The organism is Porphyromonas endodontalis ATCC 35406 (assembly GCF_000174815.1).
In the GTDB taxonomy this organism is placed as follows: Bacteria; Bacteroidota; Bacteroidia; order Bacteroidales; family Porphyromonadaceae; genus Porphyromonas; species Porphyromonas endodontalis.
In genome coordinates, this window is sequence record NZ_ACNN01000026.1 from 50,647 (window position 1) to 72,026 (window position 21,380).

A 21,380-nucleotide genomic window follows, 5' to 3' on the forward strand; every position below is an offset into this window, starting at 1 on the left:
AAAAATCAAATAACTCAATCAATTAATTACAGTTCAAAGTATGATTAACGTTCTAACCTACTTAGGAATTGCCCTCATGGTGGCCCTCACTGGTATTGGCTCGGCAATTGGTGTAACTATTTGCGGTAATGCTACCGTTGGTGCTATGAAGAAGAATCCCGATGCAATGGGTTCGTACATTGCTCTTTCAGCTCTTCCTAGTTCTCAGGGTCTTTACGGCTTCGTTGGTTTCTTTATGGCTCTTGGCCTTGTACAACAACTCGGTGCCGGCCTCAACATTATCGCTGCTTGGGCTATCTTTGGTGCAGGTCTTACCCTTGGTGTTGTAGGTCTTCTTTCTGCTATTCGTCAGGCTCAAGTTTGTGCTAATGGTATCAAGACGATTGGTGGTGGTGACAACGTATTCGGTGCAACTATGGTGATGGCCGTATTCCCCGAGCTCTACGCTATTCTTGCCCTTCTCGTTGCTATCTTGATCTTCGGTGCTGCTCCCGAACTTGCAGCAGCAATCGCAGCTTAAGAGTATCTAGAGAATAATCTTGTTTCCCTTTATTTAGGGAGATAAATCATTTCTATAGCTCCTGCTCTCACTCCGGTAGAGCAGGAGTTTTTTTATGCCCTTTTGTTTACTTAAACCTTGATAATAACGCCACGGCTTCCTCGGTCTAGGTGGCGAAGCTTACATTAGCGGAACGACTGTCGTTAGTAAACAGTCGCTCCGCAGAGAGTGTGATGATCGTTTCTCAGAGAGGCAAGCTATTCGTTGCCCTCATTGCTGCCTTGATTAGGCTTGGGTGTAGGTTTAGGCTTTGCCGTTTTCTTCGCAGGAGCTTCCACACGTTCATAACTTACACCCGAGAGTGTGAAATACTTGCGTGAGGGCGAGAGGCGCACGACAGGCTTGGTGATATGGACATTGGGGTTGAACTCCGTCTTGCCTTTCTCCACGATTTTGCTTTGGAACGAAGGCGTGAGTGTACCGATGTCACCAAACTCCACAATGTCTCCGTTTTCCACGTGCCGTTTCGCAATTTCGGCGGCAAGTCGTAGTACAGCTTCCACTTCGGCTCCCGTGAATGTAGTTGCTCTTGCCACTTCCTCACAGAAGTTGCGGTGGTCGATGCGCTTGCGTCCTGTCGGACGTGCCTGAAGCACTGTTTTTCCTGCCATTGCTCCGATGGCTGCCTTACGCTCGGTAAGCGTGTAGGCCAATGGTCTGTTTGCCATAGTCTTTTAGTATTAAGTTTGTTCCTCGTAAATGATGTTCTGCCAACCGTCAGAGCGAGGAGTTTTCTCTCCCATTGGCAGGGCCTTTCGTTACTTGGTGGCAAATGTACGAAAATATGATATCATTTCTGGCGAAATATGACGTCATATTTGTAGGGAAATGACGTCATATTTTTAGTGAGCACTCGTCTTTTCACTTGATCCGGGCGTGTAGCCGGTATTATCGTTATCATACAGGAGAGAAGCTCCTATTTAATAAGAAACCCCGGAGAGTATTCGGAGTGTGAGAATACTTCCCGGGGTGGTTTTGTGAAAAGAATTGCCCCTATTACTAGGTATGAATTTCGTCGATATTTACAAGCTTATTGACAATAGCATAGATCGTGAGTCCGCTAGGGCTATGAATCTTGAGTTTCTTGGCAATATTACGCCTGTGGGTAATTACGGTGTGAATAGAGATAGAGAGCTTAGCGGATATTTCTTTATTCGTAAGCCCTTTTGCCACGTAAGCCACCACGTCTTTTTCTCTCGGTGAGAGTAGGCGTTCGTTGTCTAGATCCATCTCTTCGTTCTCGGCTTGGCTAACAACGGAGAGAAGGTTTTGTAGAATGGTTTCCGTAGAGTCTCCAATGTTGATAGTCGCGTCGTAGCTATAAAGTACAGACGGATCAACAGAACCTGTGGTAAGCGCCAAGATTTTGGCACGTGCTACAGTCAAGAATCTCTCATCTAGGTGTACGCCCATTACGATGGGATTCATCAAGATAATATCGGGAGTAAAGAAACGAATGGTAGAAATAATGCTTTCTATATCAAGCTCAAATGCAATCTGCGTTCTGAACTTATTCGATCGCTTGATCACCGCTTCTATCCCCAAGGCAATTACGGGATTAGGCTCTACGATGAGTAGTTTATGTACACTTTGTATCATCTCAAAATTTATTTCCTCTAAGAGTAAGACTTTAGCCCCAAGGGTATGAGGGATTATGAATTTTGCTTCTGTTCCATCGAACGGATGAGAGGAACAAAAAGGAAATCTTCGACAAAGTTGTGTGTAGCGAGGTCATCTTCGGCAGAGAATAGCTCGTGCAGTACACTGGTTAGCTCGTAGCCGCTACCATCGGGGAAATACTTGATCAAGATATTCTTAAGCTCTCCAATACGAGCCTCCACCTTATCGTGCCGGCGAGAGAATATGTCTATATTGTATGCCCCGGCACCCCGTTTTTGAGTACCATCTACTAGAGCACGTACATAAGGGAACACGTTTTTATCCTCATATCCCATATGTTTGTGTACCTCTGCTACGTATTGATCGAAGAATTTATTGATGAGAAATACGATCTCTTCGGGGCCGCCCTCTATGGCACGACGGAGGTGCACCAAAAGTTTGGGTAGGCGATAGTCTAAGAAATAATGGTGTGAACGCTTCAAGAAGTCTACCAAAGCCATGGGAGAAAGCGATGCAAGTAGTTCTTGGCTAGGCTTGGTATTGTGAGATACAATAGTATTGACTACAGCAATAAGTGTCTCTACATGTACATTATTTTCCTCACAAACCTCGCGTATAGTCTGGTCTCCAAACCCAAGGGGGATACCAAAGCGAGTAATAACGAGTAGGAGGTCGTATCGTTCACAAATAAGATCGCTCATGAGCGTATCTGCTGAGTAGAATTGCGTTATGCGTAGTGACATACTTCTATCAATCAATTAGTAATACAATGCAAAGATAGGCTAGCCCAGCATACTATACAAGTAAAAGCTATCCCCAAAAGTAGTGAGATAGCTTTCTGATGTAGTGTTGAATTTCCCGTTTTAGGGCTTTAAGTCGGAGAAATGTCGCTTGCCCAAGAAGAAGTATTGCCAGACAATAGAGTGTGGATATACGCTGCTTAGCTGCACTGGTGGAGCAAGAGGGGGAGTGTAGTGCTGTTTCATTTTTCTGAAGTCTCTATGAGCTTTGTAGATAGCCCAAGCGAAACGAGATTTCCCTTTGACTAGATACATGCCTGCCGATAGTCCATCCAGTAGCATACGTTTGGGGAGAAGTCTTTTTGCTTGCTTCCTAGGAAGGTTTTTATAGAGCATCAGAAGGTTGTTGCGAAAGTTGAGATACACCTTGCGAGCATTACTAGTGCTAAGAGTGGCACCACCCAAATGATATATTGTGCTATTGGGGGTATATCTCACTTCGTAGCCACTCCGTAGCCATCGCCAGCAGAGGTCAATTTCTTCCATATGAGCAAAGAATCGCTCATCTAATCCGCCTACTTGGAGGTAAGCATCACGGCGAACAAATAGACAGGCTCCTGAAGCCCAAAAAATAGAAGCCTCTGTATCGTACTGCCCTTTGTCCTCCTCTATGGTGTCGAATACCCGACCTCGACAAAACGGATATCCTAGATGATCTATGAAGCCTCCTGCTGCCCCTGCATATTCAAACTGAGAGGGATGGTGAAAGCTTCGTATTTTCGGTTGTACTGCTGCGAGACGAGCATTTGCTTCAAGCATAGCAAGAGGAGCATCTAGCCATCCTTCTGTCACGGCTACATCACTATTAAGCAAACAATAATAGGGAGTCTCGCATTGTGCCAGAGCCTGATTGTAGCCCTTTGCAAATCCGTAATTCTCTGAGAATTTAAGGAGCTTTACGGATGGGAATCCCCTCTCCACGACCTCAATGGAGTCGTCTGTAGAGCCATTGTCAATTACCACAATGCAAGCCTTATCACTAGGCGTACAGCGTACAACATCGGGGAGGAACTTACGGAGCAGATGGCTCCCATTCCAGTTGAGGATCCCTATGGTGATAAGAGGTGCCGTGCTCATAATCTTTTCATTCTAGGGAGCAAAAGGCTATACCCGGCTCTTTTTCCCTTCCAATTTTGGCTTGAGTGATAGCTCCTGATAGAGCAATATCGGGGCAAAATTCGTGCTCTAGTCGGATATAATTGTCTGTAAAACCATACATCTTACCATCTACACAAGAGTGCTCCCAAAGTACGGGACGCTTTTCTCCTTCGTGCTCTTTGTAAAAACTGCTTAGCTTACGATTCGATAGATCGATAAGGGCTTTACTACGTTCTTTTTTCTCTTCGGGAGACACTACGAGAGGTATGGATAGAGCAGGTGTACCACTGCGTTCACTATAGCTAAATACATGGAGTTGTGTTACAGGTTGCCCCTCAAGGTATGCAAGACTCTCTTCGAAAAACTCAAGAGTTTCGCCTCTCATCCCTACAATTACATCCACACCAATAAAGGCTGCCGGCATCATTTCTTTGATACGAGCCAGACGATCGGAGAAAAGCTGGGTGCGGTACCGCCTTTTCATCAGAGCTAGTACGGTATCGCTACCACTCTGTAGCGGTAGGTGCCAGTGGGGCATGAAGCTTCTTGATTGAGCAACAACTTCGAGCAACTCATCGGAGAGCAGATCGGGCTCTAGAGAGCTAATGCGGTAGCGTTCTATGCCATTGACCTGATCCAAAGCCCGCACTAGGTCTACAAATTGTTCGCCTGTGGAGCGACCGAAATCCCCAATATTAACTCCTGTAAGTACAATCTCTTTTCCTCCCTCTTGGGCAACTCTTTCTGCTTGAGCAACCAGAGAGGCAATGCTTCCATTGCGACTTACCCCTCTAGCCTTGGGGATGGTACAATAGGTACAGCCGTAGTTACAGCCATCTTGTACCTTTAGGAAGTGTCGCGTTCTGTCGTCGCTGCTACAGCCTTCTTCGAAGCGGTGTAGATGAATCCGCTCGCCGGCGTAGTGATGCTTATTGGTAGGTGTCACCCCTTCTCCAGAGAAGAAGGTAATAAGATGCTCTACGACTTCGCTTTTTCTACCGGCCCCCACTACTATATTCACGCCTGGGATGTTGAGAATTTCTTCCCCCTTCAGTTGGGCATAGCACCCCATGACTACCACGGCTGCATGTGGATTCTCCCGAACTACTCGGTGGATGAGGGTGCGATCTTTGCGATCGGCCGCACTCGTTACGCTACAGGTATTGATGATACATATATCGGCAGAGGAGCCCTCCGTAGCCAATACTACTCCTAACTCTCGCAATTGCCGACCTATGGTAGAGGTCTCTGCAAAGTTTAGTTTACACCCTAAGGTGAAAAATAAAGCCGTCTTACCCTGTAATACCGTTGTGTCTGGAAGCATGGATAAGTATTAGAATGGAACGGAATTCCCGTCAAGGGCAATGGGCGAAAAGTTTCCTCCGATACCGCTATCGATGGTAACGAAGTTAACGCTATCGTAGGGGGCAAACTTTGTGTATTCTCCGCGGAATATAAGTTTTACGTCTCCGATAGGTCCATTACGATGTTTTGAGATAATGAAGAAGCCCATCCCTTGGGTAGATGTATTGTCTTCGGGGTTAACCTTGATATTGTACACCTCGGGACGATGGATAAAACATACCATATCGGCATCTTGCTCAATGGCTCCGGATTCGCGAAGGTCTGAGAGCTGAGGTCTCTTACTATTGGAGTCCCCCTGTCGTGTTTCTAGGGTGCGGTTGAGCTGGGAAAGGGCTATAATGGGAATGTTTAGCTCCTTGGCTAGGATCTTGAGAGAGCGGGATATCGTACTTACTTCTTGCTCTCGGTTACCAAAGCTCATACCTTGGGCATTCATCAGCTGTAAGTAGTCTATGATAATAAGCTCTACATGTTGCTCTCGTACTAACCTGCGAGCTTTGGTACGAAACTCGAAAACAGAGAGGCTCGGAGTGTCATCTATATAGAGAGGTTTGTCTTGAATATCTCGCAGCTTAGTACTAAGTTGCGTCCATTCATAGGCTTCCATCTGACCATTCTTTAACTTCTCTCCCGGTATCTCACATACGTTGCTGATGAGACGCTTTATAAGTTGTTTTGCACTCATTTCGAGGTTGAATATAGCTACCGGTATACCTAGGTCGATAGCCATATTCTTGGCCATTGACAAGACAAAAGCTGTCTTACCCATGGCAGGACGCGCTGCAATGATAATGAGGTCGGACTTTTGCCACCCTGCGGTCATCTTATCTATCGCAGGGAAACCGGAGGATATACCACTAATACCATCTCCTATATTTCTAGCCTCTTGTATCTCCGATATGGTCTCCTCTAGGAGCGAATCGGCTCGGCGAATGTCTTGCTGGATATTCTGCTTTGAGAGTTCGAAGAGAGCTGCTTCAGCCTCTTGCATCTGTACTTCAGACTCAATAGAATCTTCGTATGCCTTGGTAAGAACTTCGGAGGCAAAGGAAATTAAATTACGGCTCGTGGCTTTGCCAGCAACGATATGGGCATGATAGAGCACGTTGGCAGTAGCTCCTACGCTTGTTGTAAGGTTGGCAATGTAGGCGGCTCCACCTACCTCTTCGAGCTGATCTGTACGACGAAGCTCCTCTGTGACGGTGAGCATGTCGATGGGCTTCTGGTTCGCTTCGAGCTCCCAGATCACCCTGAAAATAGTTTCGTGTGCTCTTACATAAAAGCTCTCTGGCTTAAGAATTGTTGCTACATCGCCCATAACTCCGGGTTGAAGTAGTATTGCTCCCAGCACAGCACGCTCCAGCTCTACCGCTTGAGGGGGTATATGCCCATCTAGCGCTGTTACTGCACTTTGGCTCGAAGAAGCCTTACTCTTTTTTCCCTTTGTGTCGTTTTTTGCCATATCTGATCCTCCGACCTTATGTTTCTATAGGCCTAATCGAGTTTGAGTACAGCAAGGAATGCTTTCTGAGGCACCTCTACCGTACCAATCTGTTTCATTCGTTTCTTTCCCTCTTTTTGCTTTTCTAGAAGTTTTCTCTTACGCGAGATATCCCCCCCATAACACTTGGCGGTTACGTCCTTACGTACGGCTTTGATCGTTTCTCGTGCAATGATCTTTGCTCCAATAGCTGCTTGTATGGCAATATCGAATTGCTGACGAGGGATAAGCTCTTTGAGCTTTTCGCACATCCTCCGCCCGAAGGATACACTGTTGTCTATGTGGGTTAGGGTAGAGAGGGCATCAACGGGTTCTCCGTTTAGTAATATATCCAACTTGACAAGTTTAGATGGGCGGAAGTCGCTGATGTGATAGTCAAAAGAGGCATATCCTCTAGAGATACTTTTTAGTTTGTCGTAGAAGTCGATAACGATCTCTCCTAGGGGCATATCAAAGAGTACTTCTACGCGATTTCCCGATATAAACTCCTGCTTGATGAGAATGCCTCGCTTATCCATACAGAGGGATATGATGGGGCCAATATAGGCAGCTTGAGTGATGATGGTAGCGCGGATATAGGGCTCGTCGATATGATCAATTAGGGTGGGATCTGGCAGGCCGGAAGGGTTATGCACTTCGCTCATTGCCCCCTTCTTGTCGTACACTTGGTAAGAAACGTTGGGGACTGTGGTTATTACGTTCATGCCGAACTCTCGGTCAAGCCTATCCTGTACAATCTCCATATGGAGCAGACCTAGGAAGCCGCACCGAAATCCAAAACCTAATGCTACCGAGCTCTCAGGGGTAAATGTAAGGGAGGCGTCATTGAGTTGCAATTTCTCAAGAGAGGTACGAAGATTTTCAAAATCCTCTGTTTCGATAGGATATACCCCTGCAAATACCATCGGTTTCACCTCTTCAAAACCCTCAATCGCCTCCAGAGCCGGGCGCGCTATATGGGTGATGGTATCGCCCACTCGTACCTCTTTACTTGTTTTTATCCCTGATATAATGTAGCCAACATCGCCTGTTTTTACCTCTTTGCGAGGAGCCATCTCCAATTTGAGTACGCCTACTTCGTCGGCCTCATACTCCATACCTGTGGCGATAAATTTCACTTTATCTCCTGTCTTGATAGAGCCATTGACCACCTTGTAGTACGCGATAATTCCTCGGAATGGATTGAAAACAGAGTCGAAAACAAGGCACTGAAGGGGGGCTTCCGGATCTCCCTTTGGAGGGGGGACTTGCTCTACAATGGCATGAAGAATAGCCTCAACTCCCATGCCGGTCTTGCCGCTTGCTCGTATGATGTTTTCGGCAGATTCTCCTAGCAAATCTACAATCTGATCCTCTACTTCCTCGGGAGTGGCACTCGCTAGGTCGCACTTATTGATTATGGGGATAATGGTCAGATCGTTCTCTATCGCCATGTATAGATTGGAGATGGTTTGAGCCTGAATCCCCTGAGTTGCATCCACCACCAAGAGAGCACCCTCGCAGGCGGCAATAGATCTTGAGACTTCGTAGCTAAAGTCCACGTGTCCCGGAGTATCTATCAGATTGAGGATGTATTTTTCTCCTCCCTCTTCGTACTCCATCTGTATGGCATGGCTCTTAATGGTGATACCCCTCTCGCGCTCCAAGTCCATATTGTCGAGTACTTGAGCTTGGAGATCCTTGCCGGAGACTGTCTTTGTGTACTCAAGAAGACGATCTGCCAAGGTACTTTTACCGTGGTCGATATGGGCGATAATGCAAAAATTGCGGATATTCTTCATCGAAAGATAGCGTGATGTCTTTGTTACTAATGAATGATAGAGCGAGTGATAACTTGGGCAGCAGTGCGAGCAGCCGGCACACGTCCGAGCTGGGAACGAAGGCGTGCATAGCCCTCAGAGATCTGTTGTGTCGGAGACAGAAGTCGCTCAATAGCACTATGGAGATGCTCAGGAGTTGCTTTGGCTGCAAGTAGCTCTTCTAGTAGAGGGGTATCTAATATGAGATTTACTAGAGAGAAGTAGGAGATAGGCAAGCGCGAAAAAGCCCAATTGACAAGAGGAGATCCGATGCTTCGGTAACAGACTATCTGAGGAGTCCCGATGAGTGCCGTCTCTAGGGTAGCGGTGCCCGATGTTACAAGGGCAAAATCTGCTGCTGCCAAGATGCTGTAGGTCTGTCCAAAAAGGACTTCTGCCTTATGTCCTTGGATGAGTGGGGTATAAAACTCTGCCTCAATGCCTGGGGCTCCTGCTACGACGCATTGATACTCTGGGTAATAAGTCCGTAGGGTGGAGAGCATAAGGGGTAGATTGTGTTTTATCTCTGCACGTCTGCTCCCTGCGAGTATTGCTACAATCGGATGCTCTATTGTGAGTTGAGGTGTTTTATCGAGTAGGGATACTTTTGCTTGTGGGTCGCCCCATGTATCCCAATACTTTCCCACTGCGTCTACACACGGATTACCTACATAGTAGGCATTGACGTTGTGGCGAATCAAAAATTCCTCCTCAAAGGGGAGGATGCTCAGCACTTGTGTACAAAGGGTACGGAGCTTCTTTGTACGCCTTTTCTTCCAAGCCCACACTTTGGGAGGGATGTAGTAAAAGACGGAAGTGCGGGGCAATGCCTTGTCCACAAAAGGGAGAATGTAACGAAAGTTGAACCCGGAGTAGTCAATGGGTATTACAACATGTGGATCGAAATCCTTGATCTCTTGCTGCACAAGATGAGCTGTGGAGCGAATCTCGGGGAGGTGTCTCAAAACTGAGATAAACCCCATAAAGGCAACCTTGCTGTAATGGACAATAGGTCGCCTCCCCGCTTCGTAGGCCATCTGATCTCCGCCCATAAATGCGAATGTAGCCGAAGGGTCTTCGGCTTTTATGGCTCTGATGAGGTGAGCACCATGAAGGTCTCCCGAAGCCTCTCCTGCTATCAAGAAATATCGCATCGTGGGGACGTGATTTTATTCGGGGAGACCATCGCGAAATGCCTCATGGAGCTGAGGCAAGAAATTCCTATCGGTCATGTCAATACGGATAGGCGTGAGGGTTGCATACCCTTCCTCCAAGAGATCCCAGTCCGTATTGGGTTCATCCTCTGTTTTTACTTGGCTTCCTACCATCCAGTATACTCGTCCCCCGGATCCATTTGTGCTCTCTAAGAATTCGTCTCTAAAGCGCCCTACTGCCTGTGGAGCCACCTTGAATCCCAAGGGTGTAGTACTAGGGAGATTGAGGCTGAGCATCGTATGTGTTGGTATTTTGTTTGAGAGCATCCAACGGACTAGTGTGTTCGTGTAGGCTACGGCATAGCGCATTTCCGCATCATCTCCATGGTCATTGACTGATACTGCTAGGGAGGGAATACCCGCAATACAGCCCTCTAGAGCTGCCCCAACGGTACCCGAATAAACAACACAGATACCATCATTACGCCCATGGTTAATCCCGGTCACAACAAGATCGGGACGGCATTCTTTTGAGAATAGTACGTTAAGAGCTAGCTTTACACAGTCGGCAGGAGTGCCGGTACAGCGATAGACTCGGTAGCCCTCTTCCTCTTCCATCTTGGTCAGTTTCAAGGGCAGGGAGGAGGTGATTTGAGACGAAGCTCCCGATCTCGCTCCCTCTGGGGCAACAACGGTAACATCCCCAATTGTGCGAAGCATAGTGCTTAGGGCTGCTATGCCGGGGGCGTGAATACCATCGTCGTTAGATATAAGAATATGGGGTCTGGATACCATTAATATCTAGTTGGATTGCAAATAATATAGACTACCTCTTGGGAGAGTTATTCAGCAGATTCAGGTACGATGCTATCAAGACGAATCTCGTACCTCAAAGCTGAGTAACCTGGGATGTTAATGTTCTGTGATTTAGTAGTTTTAGCACCATAGGCTAGATACCAAGGGATAATCACCTCGGTATGATCTCCTACTACCATATTTTGGAGTGCAATTTGCATACCTGCAATCGCCCTTTGTTTCTCTCCTCTATTGAGTGAAAGGCGTAACCCCTGTTCTTGATCAAAGTTACCATCCAAAGGCGCTGTGCCTGTAGATGATGTAGAAACAAGGAGGTACATAGCATAGTGGATAATCACACGTGAGGTGGATATAGGATGCTCTGTACCGGTGCCTTTGGTCTTGGTCTTCATAAAGACGTAGGGAAGAGAGCCATCTGTCGTAACCTTTTTGTACTCACTTTTGCTCTCATAGTCTGCAAAGGCCTTTTCGTTACGGCGACGCCACTCCTCAGAGGAGTCTACTGAGCTCTGGCATGCAGGTAGCAGTGCTGCCATCAAAGTGGCAACAACTATCAAGATTGGAAATATTTTCTTATTCATGGTTGTCACAAGCTATTTTCCGTAGTAAAGTCCCCATATCCACCTTTTGGGCGATTTCTTTGCGGAGATCTGTTATAGCAACTCTGTGCTGCTCCATCGTGTCGCGTTCTCGGATGGTAACAGTATTGTCCTCCATTGTTTGATTGTCAATAGTGATACAATAGGGGGTACCTATGGCATCTTGACGACGATAACGCTTCCCGATGGAGTCTTTTTCGTCGTATTGACAAGTAAAGTCGAAGCGAAGCTCACGTACCACTTCGCGTGCCTTTTCGTCCAAACCATCTTTGCGTACGAGAGGGAGTACAGCGAGTTTGATAGGCGCCAAGGCAGCGGGGAGGCGTAGTACGGTGCGCATCTCGCCATTTTCTGTAGGCTCTTCGCAGTAAGCACCACACATCAAGCTGAGGAATAGGCGGTCTACCCCGATAGAGGTTTCCACTACGTAGGGTATATAGCTCTCTCCTGTTTGAGGATCGAAGTAGCGGAGTTTCTTTCCGCTGAACTCCTCGTGACGGCTCAAATCGTAGTTGGTACGGCTATGAATCCCCTCTACTTCTTTGAATCCGAATGGCATTTCGTACTCAATATCTGTAGCTGCATTGGCGTAGTGCGCTAGCTTCTCGTGGTCGTGATATCGATATTTGTTGTCGCCCAGTCCGAGAGATTTGTGGAATGCCATACGTGTCTTTTTCCAGTACTCAAACCACTTCATCTCTTCACCGGGAGCTACAAAGAACTGCATTTCCATCTGCTCAAACTCACGCATACGGAAGATAAACTGACGGGCCACAATCTCATTGCGGAAGGCCTTTCCTATCTGAGCAATCCCAAAGGGGAGCTTCATACGCCCTGTTTTCTGCACATTGAGGTAGTTAACAAAGATCCCTTGAGCCGTCTCCGGGCGCAGATAGATTTTTGAGGCACCATCTGCTGTAGATCCCATTTCTGTGGCAAACATCAAATTGAATTGGCGTACTTCTGTCCAATTACAGGTGCCACTAATGGGGCAAACAATCTTTTTGTCTATGATGATGGTGCGGATTGCCTCAAGATCGTTGTCGTTGAGTGCTTTGGAGAATCGCTCTAGTGTTTCGTTTTTCTCGGCTAGATAGCCCTGTACTCTGGGATTGGTTTCGCGATAGAGTGCAGCATCAAAAGATTCTCCAAAACGCTTTGCAGCTTTTGCAACTTCCTTGTCGATTTTTTCGTCAAGTTTGGCGAGATAATCCTCGATCAAGATATCGGCACGATAGCGTTTCTTCGAGTCCTTATTGTCGATAAGGGGGTCGTTAAAAGCATCCACATGCCCCGAGGCTTGCCAAATCTTGGGGTGCATAAATATGGCCGAGTCTATCCCCACTACATTTTCATGCAATAGGGTCATACTCTTCCACCAAAAGGCTTTTATGTTATTCTTCAGCTCAACACCATATTGCCCATAGTCATACACTGCTCCCAACCCGTCGTAAATCTCCGAAGAAGGGAATACAAATCCATATTCTTTGCAGTGGGATACTATTTTCTTGAAAAGATCTTCTTGAGCCATTTATCCTATTCTATTTTATGAGTGTATTTATCGTCTATAAAAATCTTCCGCTCCTCTGTTTTTTCTCGCACTCTAGAGAGAGGCAAAAACAAGAGTGCTGCCTGCAAAAGTAATCATTTTGCAGCAGATGGCAGGCTGACTAGTGTAAACATGGAATAGGCTGTGAAAACAGAAAAAGAGACTGGGCAGAATTTTTTCGGATTTAGGCCTGTAGCAAAATGTTTTTCAGCCAGTAAGAGGGGAGAGTTCTGCCCAGAAAAGTTTCTATTTCTAGCCAATATGAAATTCATTATCAGCCTGTCTTTTTTTCTTCTTTGGGCGCATTGTGTCTTCTAGTTGCGGGATTTGTGTATCTTTACCTGCGGATAGTGGTCTGGCATATTTAAACATTGGTGCTACGAAGCTGTCTAATACTAAAGAGTATAGAGAGGTAGAATGAATATCTCCGGTTCTCCGTGCGGGAGAGCTTCTATTTTGAGTAAAAAGAATAACATCAACACTTTAATTATAAGGACTATGAAACGAAACAGATGGCTAATCCTCATGGGGATAGCAGTTTTGGGAATAACCTCGGCATCTGCTCAGAATGATTGGGATTTTGATGATATCTACAACAATCAGAAGCAGGTGCAGGAGCAGCGTAAGGCGATCTCAGCTCGCGAAAAAGCAGAACGTGAGAGACTTGCGAGAGAACGTAGGCAACGCGAAGAGGAGTGGGCTCGTGCCAATAGAGAAAACTCTCGCTATGCATACGACAATTACGAGGATGAATATGACCAAGAGGACTATTACGATGATCCTTCCGACCGAGATATTGACGCCTACAATCGGAGGGGGAATGCAAACGACTCTCTCTCTAGGCGTTCTGTAAGGAGAGGGAACAATACCTCAAAGCAATATGCCTCTAGAGAAAGAGGGAGTGACTACAAAACTCGCTCACGCTCCTCTCGAGGCCGTTATACCGATCGTATTGCACGCTTCCATGACCCCTCTACCATTGTTGTACAAAGAGGGAATAGTATTGTCATATACACGGACGAAGATTACTACGGTTGTGGCTACAATTGTGATCAATGCTCCTACTACGGAGGTGGAGATGTGAACATCTACTTCGGAGTCGGTTGCGGTAATTGTGGCTATGGTTGTGGCTCCAATTACTATGGGGGCTATCCCGGTTATTATTCAGGGTATTACCCAGGGTATTATTCTTGGTACTCGCCTTGGTATGGCGACCCTTACTGGTATTATGTATGGTATGGACCTTCTTATCCTCGCTACCGCAGGTATGGCTGGTGGGGATACAGCTCTTGGGGCTGGGGTTGGGGCTCAGCTTGGGACTACTATAGCAACCCCTACTATGCTTGGCACAATGGTTATCGGCAGGGATTTATAGATGGTTATTATAGCGGGTATTATGGTAGTTATGGCTATGACCCCTATGTTGGCTCTTATTACCGTTCTGCGAATCGCACCCCTAATGGTCGTCGCAACAACGAGTATTATGGTGGATCAAATAATAGCTCCCGTAATAATAACAGCTCCGTAACTACGGCATCTACATCCAACCGACAGCTCTCCGATCGTGAGGCTCGTCGCTTAGAAGCGGTAAACGAAACACGAGGAAATTATTGGACAGAAAACGCCAATCGTGTAACGGATAATACTGCCTATAATCCTAGAGAGTATCGTCCCTCTCGCTCGGGCAACGCTCGTGGTTCTTATGGAGAAGACTCTCGAGGTAATAACTCTCGCGTATCTTCTGATAGTGGGACACGCCGTCGTAACGAAAGTGTCACCGAACGTCCTGCGCGTCGTGGTTCGTACGAAGGAACAACACCCCAACGGATAGATCGCTCGCAGCAACGTATAGAGCAAAGAGAAGTGCCCTCTCGTTCGCAGAGAAGCCAATATGAGTCTTACCAACCTCAGCGCAGAGGCACTTACGATACACCTTCGGAGCCAAGACGCAGTACCTCTTCTTCACAGCAAACCATACAGCAACACCGTTCGTTTGACTCAGGCTCTTCTTCACAGAGTAGTGGGAGTAGCTCTTCGCGCGGCAGCTATGATGGAGGAGGTTCTTCGTCAACAACTTCTCGAGGACGTCGCTAAGAATTGGGAGGATATATCCGCAGAAATAGATAAACACCAATGCAATTATTATAGATCATGAATGGACTTTTGAAAATGTATTTGGGGATCGTGGCTTGCTCTCTTGTGGGGGTTGGCTCGGTCCATGCACAGAGTGAGACGGATGCTTTTTCTCTAAGTAGAACTGAAATAGACGGGTCGGCTCGTTTTCAAGCTATGGGGGGAGCGTTTGCTGCCTTGGGGGGAGATCTCTCCTCTATATCCCAAAACCCCGCAGGTGGAGCCGTCTTTCACCGATCGGAAATGGCGATGTCTTTCGGGTTTTCGAACCGTTCTACAACGGCATCTTGGTACAATCAAGAATCAAAACAGAGTCTCAGTAACGTAAAAATTCCCCAGATAGGCTTTATTTCTTCTTACTACAATCCCACTACGGGCAATGGCTTTTCGTTTGGTATTAGCCGTAATAGGGTGGTTAGTTATGATCGAGATTTCGAGGCAGAAACGAATCCTAAGGGCACTCTTCTCGACTATAATGGTGTCAAGGGAATTCCCTTTTCTATTGCAGACTATACTGCAATGATAACCCCCGATGACCTCCGCTACGATAGTTTCTACGACCCACAAAGAGGAGGTCTTTATGACGCCAATGCTTCGTGGATGACGATCCTTGGTTATGAGGCCGGTTTCATCAATCCGGGTGCTGGAGGAGCGGGCCCTTATACTACCAACTTCTATTACCCCGATGGTTCGGGTTCTAAGGTTCCCTTTGGCCCCAAGCGAGCTACCTTACGGATGCAGGAGAGGGGTGCTGTGAATGCCTACGACTTCAACCTTGGCTACAACTGGGGAGATCGTTACTATCTAGGTGCATCACTCAAGTATACTTCCGTAGAGAGGCAACTCGCTTCTACCTATGGCGAAGACTTTTCGTACGACGACTACCTTCAGCTTTACAACGAATTAGCTACCACAGGGAGCGGTTTTGGACTAAGTATTGGTGCGATATTGCGCCCTACTGATGGATTACGGATTGGTCTTGCCTTCCATTCTCCCACTTGGCTTTCTTTGGTAGATCGCTACTATGCTACGGCAAGAACTCGCTACACGTCACTAACTGATGATGGAAAAACCATAAAGAAGGTGTACAATTTCAAGGGAAAAACTCCTAAGGGAAGCAATAGCTATTTTGTTACTACTCCCAGTAGATTTGTAGTGGGGCTTGCCTATACCTTTGGTAATAGAGCACTCATCAGTGTGGATTATGATTTGATGCCCTACAGTATGATGCGTCTTAAGTTCCCGGGCACTGTCTCGGCTGGTTCGGATAATAGGGCCATTGAATCCCACTACGGATGGCAACATACTGTGCGTGTGGGGGGCGAATTGCGGATATTGCCTTCGCTGAGCCTTCGCTTGGGAGGGGCTTATTCTACAACTCCTATGAAGCCTGGGAATGGGCTTACATCCTTCGAGGGCAGTAGCCAAACTCCGATGCTTGTAGCAGGTACGCTTCCTCATTACACCATTCAAAAGACCCAATGGATCTTTGGTGGAGGGTTTGGGTATCGCTTCTCTAAGGACTTCTATATAGATGCTTCTTTAGTACGAGCACAGAATAATAGTTACGTTTACGCATTCCCCGCGTTGGCAGATCGTAGTGGAGCCCCTCTGAAGAAAGATGTCTTCGCTACCCCCAATGCAATAAAGCTATCGAACAGCAACATTCGTGCAACGATCACCTTTGGTTATAAATTCTGATTCTCTATAACGATGCATACGCTGTCCATCCCTTACGAACGAATCCAACGAAAAGACTTCGATGCCACACTCCTTCGCTTGGAGGGGGCTGCCGTAGAGGTGGCTCGTAATGCCTATGCTCCCTATAGTCGCTTTCGCGTAGGGGCTGCTCTTCTGCTCTCCAATGGCGTAGTCGTAGTGGGGAGCAATCAAGAAAATGCCGCCTATCCCTCGGGTTTGTGTGCTGAGCGTACGGCTCTTTTCGCAGCCGGAGCGCAGTATCCCAATGAGGCTGTGGAGATCCTATTGTTGGTGGCCTTTAGTGAAGAAGATAGGGTAGAGAGCATAACGCCTTGTGGAGCATGTCGCCAAGTGCTTATGGAGACGAGTAGCAGGCACCAGAAGCCTTTTAAAGTGATTATGGTAGGCAAAGAACAAGCCCTCGTACTCCACGACAATAGAGGACTCTTGCCCTTTGCTTTCGATGGTAGTGACCTGCCCGATTAGATAAATAGAGACTTGGATTCATACTAAAAAGGTTGGCTTCTCTTTCCCGGAGGCCAACCTTTTTTCTATACTCTCAATTATTAATCTAATAATTGGCAAGAACCAATCCCTATGATTATATGAGGATATTTCGTTTCGTTCGGAAGAGAATAAATTTTCGTGCGGAAGGAAATAAATTTCTGTGCGGAAGAAAAATAATTTCCGTGCGGAAGAAAATAAATTTTCGTTCGGAAGAAAATAAATTTCCGTGCGGAAGAAAATGGCTTGTTAAGAGCTGAGGTAATCTCTCAAAAGCTAAAAAGCTTTTTGTGGTAAGTCAATTATCGGTAGTGTCTGTAGAGGGAGCTGTCTCTTTGCGAGAAAGGGCCGACACTTTTGCTGTAAGTGTCGACCCTTTTCCTGTCTGTCTCTCTCAGTTTGGTCTTAAACTAATCTCCGAGAGTATTCTTTCTGTGTGCCCTTATCTCTGAAGGGAAGAGACATTACAAGATAAACCGCTTTAGTTCGGGTGTCCCCGTCTTCTCGATATCGCTGGCAGAGCCCTCCCAGTTTTTCTCTCCACGGTAGAGGAATATGATATTCTCACCGATGTTGTGTACCGAGTTCATGTCGTGCGTATTGATGATAGTCGTTACCTCGAACTCTTTGGTCAGGTCATGGATGAGTTGGTCTATTTGCCCACCGGTCTTAGGGTCTAGCCCCGAGTTGGGTTCATCACAAAAGAGGTATTTGGGTCTTGTTACCAAGGCACGAGCAATAGCAGCACGCTTCATCATACCTCCACTTATCTCAGAGGGATATTTGGCAGCGGCATCTGCTAATCCCACTTTCTTGAGGTATTCTTGGGCAATGGCTCGGCGAGTTTTGAGAGGCTTGCGGAGGAACATATCTAAGGGGAACTGTACGTTCTCCAACACAGTCATGCTATCGAATAGTGCCGACCCTTGAAACATCACCCCCATCTTGCGGTAGAGTTGCTTTCTCTTCTCCTTATCGAACTGAAGAATGCCCTCCCCATCAAAAAGAATTTCTCCACTAGTGGGGGTAACTAGTCCGATGAGAGACTTCAGCAATACAGTCTTACCTGCCCCACTTTTCCCGATGATAAGGTTGGTGGTGGCACTCTTAAAGATAGTAGAGATACCCTTGAGGACTTGCTTATCCTCAAACTCTTTGACAAGATTCTTTACTTCTATCATAGTCCGTTAGATGAGCAAGAGATTAGTGAGTAACACATCGGCTAAGAGTATGAGTACGCTACTTGTTACCACAGCATTGGTACTCGCTACCCCTACTCCTAAGGCACCCCCCTTTACATTATAGCCGAAGTAACTAGAGCCGGAGGTGATAATGAAGGCATATACAAGACTCTTGATGACAGAGTAGAGTACGTTGTAGGGATTGAAGTAGAGCTGCATACCATACTCAAAGTCTTCTGCCGTGAGTGAGGGGGTTAGCCAGGTTGCTAAGAATCCACCCCCAATAGCCGTGGCCATACTGATAATAGAGAGTACGGGGATAAAGAGTAGAAGCCCTATAATCTTGGGGAGAATCAAGAAATTAGCCGAGTTAATGCCCATTACCTCTAGAGCATCAATTTGCTCTGTGACCCTCATGGTCCCGAGTTCGGATGCTATACTCGAACCGATCTTTCCCGCTAGGATTAGACACATAATGGAGGACGAAAACTCTAGCAATACGATCTCTCTTGTAGAGTAGCCAATCGTAAAGCGAGGGATCATAGGGGAGCTAATGTTGATGGCAAGCTGTATGGTAATAACCGTACCAATAAAGAAAGAGATGATCATCACAATGAGAATGGAGTCTAGTCCAATCTTTGCAATCTCTCGTACCAGTTGTTTGAAAAACATGCTCCAGCGAGCAGGGCGACTAAACACCTGTCGCATCAATAGGGTATATTCTCCAATCGTTCGGAAAGAAGCGGTGAATTTTCCCAGCCTTTTTGTTTTGATCATTGTTGGTGTGAGGAGTTATTTTTGAGAATTTTCTTGGAGTTTTTGTTGGGCGTTCCATCCCTGAGCTTCTAGGGGCGAGAGCGATCCGTCTCCGGTAATGAGATGGCATCCTTCGTCAGCTTCTGTTGTATGTCCGATGATATGTACTCCAGGGATCGTTCGGATCTGATCGGCATAGGATAGGGGGACGGTGAATAGGAGTTCATAATCTTCACCACCATTGAGAGCAACGGCAATCGGGGAGAGGTGCAGATCTTCTGCCGCAGCAAACGTTTCGTGATCTATGGGGATTCGCTCTTCGTAGAGTCTGATTCCCACATGACTAGCCTGAGCGAGGTGAAGAAGTTCGCTAGAGAGCCCGTCCGAGATATCCAACATGGCCGTGGGTTGTATGCCGTGGGAAAGTAGAGTAGAGATCACATCCCCTCGGGCCTCAGGCTTCAATTGGCGTTCGATTAAGTACTCTCTACCATCGAAATCGGGAGTGAAGTAGGGCGTTGGATCGGTTTCGAACACACGTTTTTCACGCTCTAGGAGCATCAATCCCATATAGGCAGCACCCAAGTTCCCCGATACACAAATGAGGTCTGTGGGCTTAGCTCCACTACGATATACAACCTCTTCTTGGCGAGCATAGCCCAGAGCCGTGATACTGATAACAAGTCCATTGAGAGAGGCACTTGTGTCACCACCCACTACATCCACGCCAAAACGCGAGGCGGCAAGATAGATACCTTCGTAGAGTTCGTCTATCTGCTCAACAGAAAATTTGGAGGATATACCAATGGAGACGGTTATCTGAGCGGGCTTGGCATTCATCGCAAAAACGTCAGAAAGATTGACCATAACGGCTTTATACCCGAGGTGCTTGAGGGGCACGTAGGTTAGGTCGAAATGCACTCCCTCTAGAAGTAAATCGGTTGTCACCACTTGCACTTGTCCCTCAGGGGCACAGAGTACAGCGGCATCATCCCCTACGCCTTTGAGGGTAGAAGATTGGGTTGTCTGGTGTTGAAGGGTTAGTCTATCGATCAGGGCAAACTCGCCCAATTCTGCAATAGGAGTTGGCATATATGTAAGATGTAGTAAGTATTGGAAGTGATTTATCTGGGATAGTACTTTCGTAGCGTGGTGTGCAGCAGTTCTTGCAGTCGCTCTGCACTACGTCCCAAAAATAGAGTTTGGATGGGAAGGTAGTAAATCCGTTGCCGGAGAAGAGGGGAGAGCTTGTAATCTCCTCCTTCTAGGCGCATGGCATCCTTTTCTGTCATAATGATGAAATCGCAAGAAGAGCGCAGCCATGTTTCCATTTGTGCAATCTCTCGGGGAGAAAATACATGGTGATCTGCATAGGTATGAGTCTCTACTCGAGAGAATCTACGAGACAATTCTCTAAAGAAAAGCTCAGGTTGCCCAATACCTGCAATGGCGATAACACGTGCTGTATGTGGATCTTGGATCAGTTGGGGTATTGCCTCTTCTGGGAATAGAGGGGACAACTGACCGTATTGAATCGTTGAAAAATAGATTGTTTGATTAGAGTAAAGTGATAGGTTCCGCTCCATAATGCGCTGATCCATGGGAGACATATCTTGAGGACATCGCGTTACCACCACGGCATCTGCACGAAGTCTCCCCTTTATAGGTTCGCGAAGTCTCCCTGCCGGTAGTAGCTTGTCACTCATAAATGGATGCTGACAATCAGTGAGCAATAGACTTAGAGAAGCTTTTGTCGCTCTGTGTTGGAAGCCGTCATCTAGAAGGATAACTTGTGGGCGTTCCTCTTCAGGAAGAGTCATAATGTACTCAATGGCTCGATTCCTATTCCCCTCCACAACCATTGTAATATGGGGGTATTTGCGGAGTATTTGCCTGGGTTCATCTCCTATCTCACGTGCTGTAGACTCAGGAGTTGCGTGTAGTAAGCCTTTGGTGGCACGTTTGTATCCTCGGCTTACGACGGCAATTCGGTACTCACTTTGGAGTGTTTCTATTAGGTACTCCACTAGAGGAGTTTTGCCCGTTCCCCCAACAGCCAAATTCCCTACACAGATAATAGGGATAGGGAAGCTCTTACCGGAAAGTATATTACGGTCGTAGAGCCAGTTGCGTAGCCTCACTCCTGCACCATAGAGTGCAGCAGCCGGGGCGAGCCATGGGGATGTGCCAACGGGTTTCATTTTATACGTCTCGCTCCACCTCAAAGGCGAGAGGAGAAGAGACC

The 21,380-nt window shown here is 46.9% G+C and carries 19 protein-coding genes; 4 read left to right on the top strand and 15 right to left on the bottom strand.

The annotated features are described in order from the left end of the window. Positions 1-40: 40 nt before the first annotated feature. A complete protein-coding gene (locus tag POREN0001_RS06100) occupies positions 41-520 on the top strand; it encodes a V-type ATPase subunit K (RefSeq protein WP_004334321.1) in 480 nt (159 codons plus the stop codon). Between the two features lie 236 nt (positions 521-756). Here POREN0001_RS06100 and POREN0001_RS06105 read toward each other — a convergent pair whose 3' ends face one another. From POREN0001_RS06105 to POREN0001_RS06155, 11 genes are all read right to left on the bottom strand, one after another. Further along, the gene (locus tag POREN0001_RS06105) at positions 757-1,227 is read right to left on the bottom strand and encodes an HU family DNA-binding protein (RefSeq protein ID WP_040580990.1); all 471 of its coding nucleotides are present in this window, start codon (positions 1,225-1,227) and stop codon (positions 757-759) included. Positions 1,228-1,558: 331 nt separating this feature from the next. Further along, positions 1,559-2,158, bottom strand: a complete 600-nt coding sequence (locus POREN0001_RS06110) for a response regulator transcription factor (RefSeq protein ID WP_004334299.1) — start codon at positions 2,156-2,158, stop codon at positions 1,559-1,561. A gap of 53 nt (positions 2,159-2,211) precedes the next feature. Then, positions 2,212-2,922, bottom strand: coding sequence for a hemerythrin domain-containing protein (locus POREN0001_RS06115; RefSeq protein ID WP_004334104.1), 711 nt, complete (start codon positions 2,920-2,922; stop codon positions 2,212-2,214). A 120-nt stretch (positions 2,923-3,042) separates the two neighbouring features. Continuing rightward, positions 3,043-4,056, bottom strand: a complete 1,014-nt coding sequence (locus POREN0001_RS06120; RefSeq protein ID WP_004334056.1) for a glycosyltransferase family 2 protein — start codon at positions 4,054-4,056, stop codon at positions 3,043-3,045. A 7-nt stretch (positions 4,057-4,063) separates the two neighbouring features. Next, positions 4,064-5,401, bottom strand: coding sequence for a tRNA (N(6)-L-threonylcarbamoyladenosine(37)-C(2))-methylthiotransferase MtaB (gene mtaB / locus POREN0001_RS06125; protein ID WP_004334289.1), 1,338 nt, complete (start codon positions 5,399-5,401; stop codon positions 4,064-4,066). A 9-nt stretch (positions 5,402-5,410) separates the two neighbouring features. Then, the gene (dnaB, locus tag POREN0001_RS06130) at positions 5,411-6,904 is read right to left on the bottom strand and encodes a replicative DNA helicase (protein ID WP_004334062.1); all 1,494 of its coding nucleotides are present in this window, start codon (positions 6,902-6,904) and stop codon (positions 5,411-5,413) included. 32 nt (positions 6,905-6,936) lie between these two features. Next, positions 6,937-8,724 (bottom strand): translation elongation factor 4, encoded by a 1,788-nt coding sequence (lepA, locus tag POREN0001_RS06135; protein WP_004334342.1) that lies wholly within the window; start codon positions 8,722-8,724, stop codon positions 6,937-6,939. 26 nt (positions 8,725-8,750) lie between these two features. Then, the gene (gene lpxB / locus POREN0001_RS06140) at positions 8,751-9,896 is read right to left on the bottom strand and encodes a lipid-A-disaccharide synthase (protein ID WP_004334118.1); all 1,146 of its coding nucleotides are present in this window, start codon (positions 9,894-9,896) and stop codon (positions 8,751-8,753) included. 15 nt (positions 9,897-9,911) lie between these two features. Continuing rightward, positions 9,912-10,691 (bottom strand): 5'/3'-nucleotidase SurE, encoded by a 780-nt coding sequence (gene surE / locus POREN0001_RS06145; protein ID WP_004334108.1) that lies wholly within the window; start codon positions 10,689-10,691, stop codon positions 9,912-9,914. Positions 10,692-10,738: 47 nt separating this feature from the next. Then, the gene (locus tag POREN0001_RS06150) at positions 10,739-11,293 is read right to left on the bottom strand and encodes an FKBP-type peptidyl-prolyl cis-trans isomerase (protein WP_004334325.1); all 555 of its coding nucleotides are present in this window, start codon (positions 11,291-11,293) and stop codon (positions 10,739-10,741) included. Beyond that, complete coding sequence (locus POREN0001_RS06155) at positions 11,286-12,842, bottom strand: glycine--tRNA ligase (RefSeq protein ID WP_004334283.1); 1,557 nt, start codon at positions 12,840-12,842, stop codon at positions 11,286-11,288. The genes POREN0001_RS06150 and POREN0001_RS06155 overlap by 8 nt, the downstream gene beginning before the upstream one ends. Before the next feature lie 516 nt (positions 12,843-13,358). Here POREN0001_RS06155 and POREN0001_RS06160 point away from each other — a divergent pair. From POREN0001_RS06160 to cdd, 3 genes are read left to right on the top strand one after another with little or no spacing between them, the layout of a single operon-like run. After that, entirely contained in the window at positions 13,359-14,954 is a 1,596-nt protein-coding gene (locus POREN0001_RS06160) for a hypothetical protein (protein ID WP_040580995.1), read from the top strand. A gap of 57 nt (positions 14,955-15,011) precedes the next feature. Next, the gene (locus POREN0001_RS06165) at positions 15,012-16,694 is read left to right on the top strand and encodes an OmpP1/FadL family transporter (RefSeq protein WP_040580997.1); all 1,683 of its coding nucleotides are present in this window, start codon (positions 15,012-15,014) and stop codon (positions 16,692-16,694) included. Positions 16,695-16,706: 12 nt separating this feature from the next. Beyond that, the gene (gene cdd, locus POREN0001_RS06170; protein WP_004334303.1) at positions 16,707-17,180 is read left to right on the top strand and encodes a cytidine deaminase; all 474 of its coding nucleotides are present in this window, start codon (positions 16,707-16,709) and stop codon (positions 17,178-17,180) included. Positions 17,181-17,662: 482 nt separating this feature from the next. Here the strand turns inward: cdd and POREN0001_RS06175 are convergent, their stop codons facing one another. Genes POREN0001_RS06175 through lpxK form a run of 4 tightly spaced genes read right to left on the bottom strand, consistent with a single transcriptional unit; the run spans position 17,663 to position 21,336 of the window. Beyond that, a complete protein-coding gene (locus POREN0001_RS06175) occupies positions 17,663-18,379 on the bottom strand; it encodes an ABC transporter ATP-binding protein (protein ID WP_004334324.1) in 717 nt (238 codons plus the stop codon). A gap of 6 nt (positions 18,380-18,385) precedes the next feature. Further along, on the bottom strand, positions 18,386-19,156 hold the full coding sequence (locus tag POREN0001_RS06180; protein WP_004334249.1) for an MlaE family ABC transporter permease: 771 nt from the start codon (positions 19,154-19,156) through the stop codon (positions 18,386-18,388). A gap of 15 nt (positions 19,157-19,171) precedes the next feature. Then, entirely contained in the window at positions 19,172-20,227 is a 1,056-nt protein-coding gene (gene thiL, locus POREN0001_RS06185) for a thiamine-phosphate kinase (protein ID WP_004334047.1), read from the bottom strand. 32 nt (positions 20,228-20,259) lie between these two features. Then, the gene (gene lpxK / locus POREN0001_RS06190; RefSeq protein ID WP_004334078.1) at positions 20,260-21,336 is read right to left on the bottom strand and encodes a tetraacyldisaccharide 4'-kinase; all 1,077 of its coding nucleotides are present in this window, start codon (positions 21,334-21,336) and stop codon (positions 20,260-20,262) included. Positions 21,337-21,380 lie beyond the last annotated feature (44 nt).

Bases quoted from the DNA above. Each gene is read 5' to 3' on its own strand.
- POREN0001_RS06150 (WP_004334325.1), bottom strand. From the start codon at position 11,293: ATGAATAAGAAAATATTTCCAATCTTGATAGTTGTTGCCACTTTGATG.
- POREN0001_RS06180 (WP_004334249.1), bottom strand. From the start codon at position 19,156: ATGATCAAAACAAAAAGGCTGGGAAAATTCACCGCTTCTTTCCGAACG.
- POREN0001_RS06175 (WP_004334324.1), bottom strand. From the start codon at position 18,379: ATGATAGAAGTAAAGAATCTTGTCAAAGAGTTTGAGGATAAGCAAGTC.
- POREN0001_RS06100 (WP_004334321.1), top strand. From the start codon at position 41: ATGATTAACGTTCTAACCTACTTAGGAATTGCCCTCATGGTGGCCCTC.
- POREN0001_RS06155 (WP_004334283.1), bottom strand. From the start codon at position 12,842: ATGGCTCAAGAAGATCTTTTCAAGAAAATAGTATCCCACTGCAAAGAA.
- surE (WP_004334108.1), bottom strand. From the start codon at position 10,691: ATGGTATCCAGACCCCATATTCTTATATCTAACGACGATGGTATTCAC.
- lpxB (WP_004334118.1), bottom strand. From the start codon at position 9,896: ATGCGATATTTCTTGATAGCAGGAGAGGCTTCGGGAGACCTTCATGGT.
- cdd (WP_004334303.1), top strand. From the start codon at position 16,707: ATGCATACGCTGTCCATCCCTTACGAACGAATCCAACGAAAAGACTTC.
- mtaB (WP_004334289.1), bottom strand. From the start codon at position 5,401: ATGCTTCCAGACACAACGGTATTACAGGGTAAGACGGCTTTATTTTTC.
- POREN0001_RS06120 (WP_004334056.1), bottom strand. From the start codon at position 4,056: ATGAGCACGGCACCTCTTATCACCATAGGGATCCTCAACTGGAATGGG.
- thiL (WP_004334047.1), bottom strand. From the start codon at position 20,227: ATGCCAACTCCTATTGCAGAATTGGGCGAGTTTGCCCTGATCGATAGA.
- POREN0001_RS06115 (WP_004334104.1), bottom strand. From the start codon at position 2,922: ATGTCACTACGCATAACGCAATTCTACTCAGCAGATACGCTCATGAGC.
- POREN0001_RS06160 (WP_040580995.1), top strand. From the start codon at position 13,359: ATGAAACGAAACAGATGGCTAATCCTCATGGGGATAGCAGTTTTGGGA.
- lpxK (WP_004334078.1), bottom strand. From the start codon at position 21,336: ATGAAACCCGTTGGCACATCCCCATGGCTCGCCCCGGCTGCTGCACTC.
- POREN0001_RS06165 (WP_040580997.1), top strand. From the start codon at position 15,012: ATGAATGGACTTTTGAAAATGTATTTGGGGATCGTGGCTTGCTCTCTT.
- POREN0001_RS06110 (WP_004334299.1), bottom strand. From the start codon at position 2,158: ATGATACAAAGTGTACATAAACTACTCATCGTAGAGCCTAATCCCGTA.
- dnaB (WP_004334062.1), bottom strand. From the start codon at position 6,904: ATGGCAAAAAACGACACAAAGGGAAAAAAGAGTAAGGCTTCTTCGAGC.
- POREN0001_RS06105 (WP_040580990.1), bottom strand. From the start codon at position 1,227: ATGGCAAACAGACCATTGGCCTACACGCTTACCGAGCGTAAGGCAGCC.
- lepA (WP_004334342.1), bottom strand. From the start codon at position 8,724: ATGAAGAATATCCGCAATTTTTGCATTATCGCCCATATCGACCACGGT.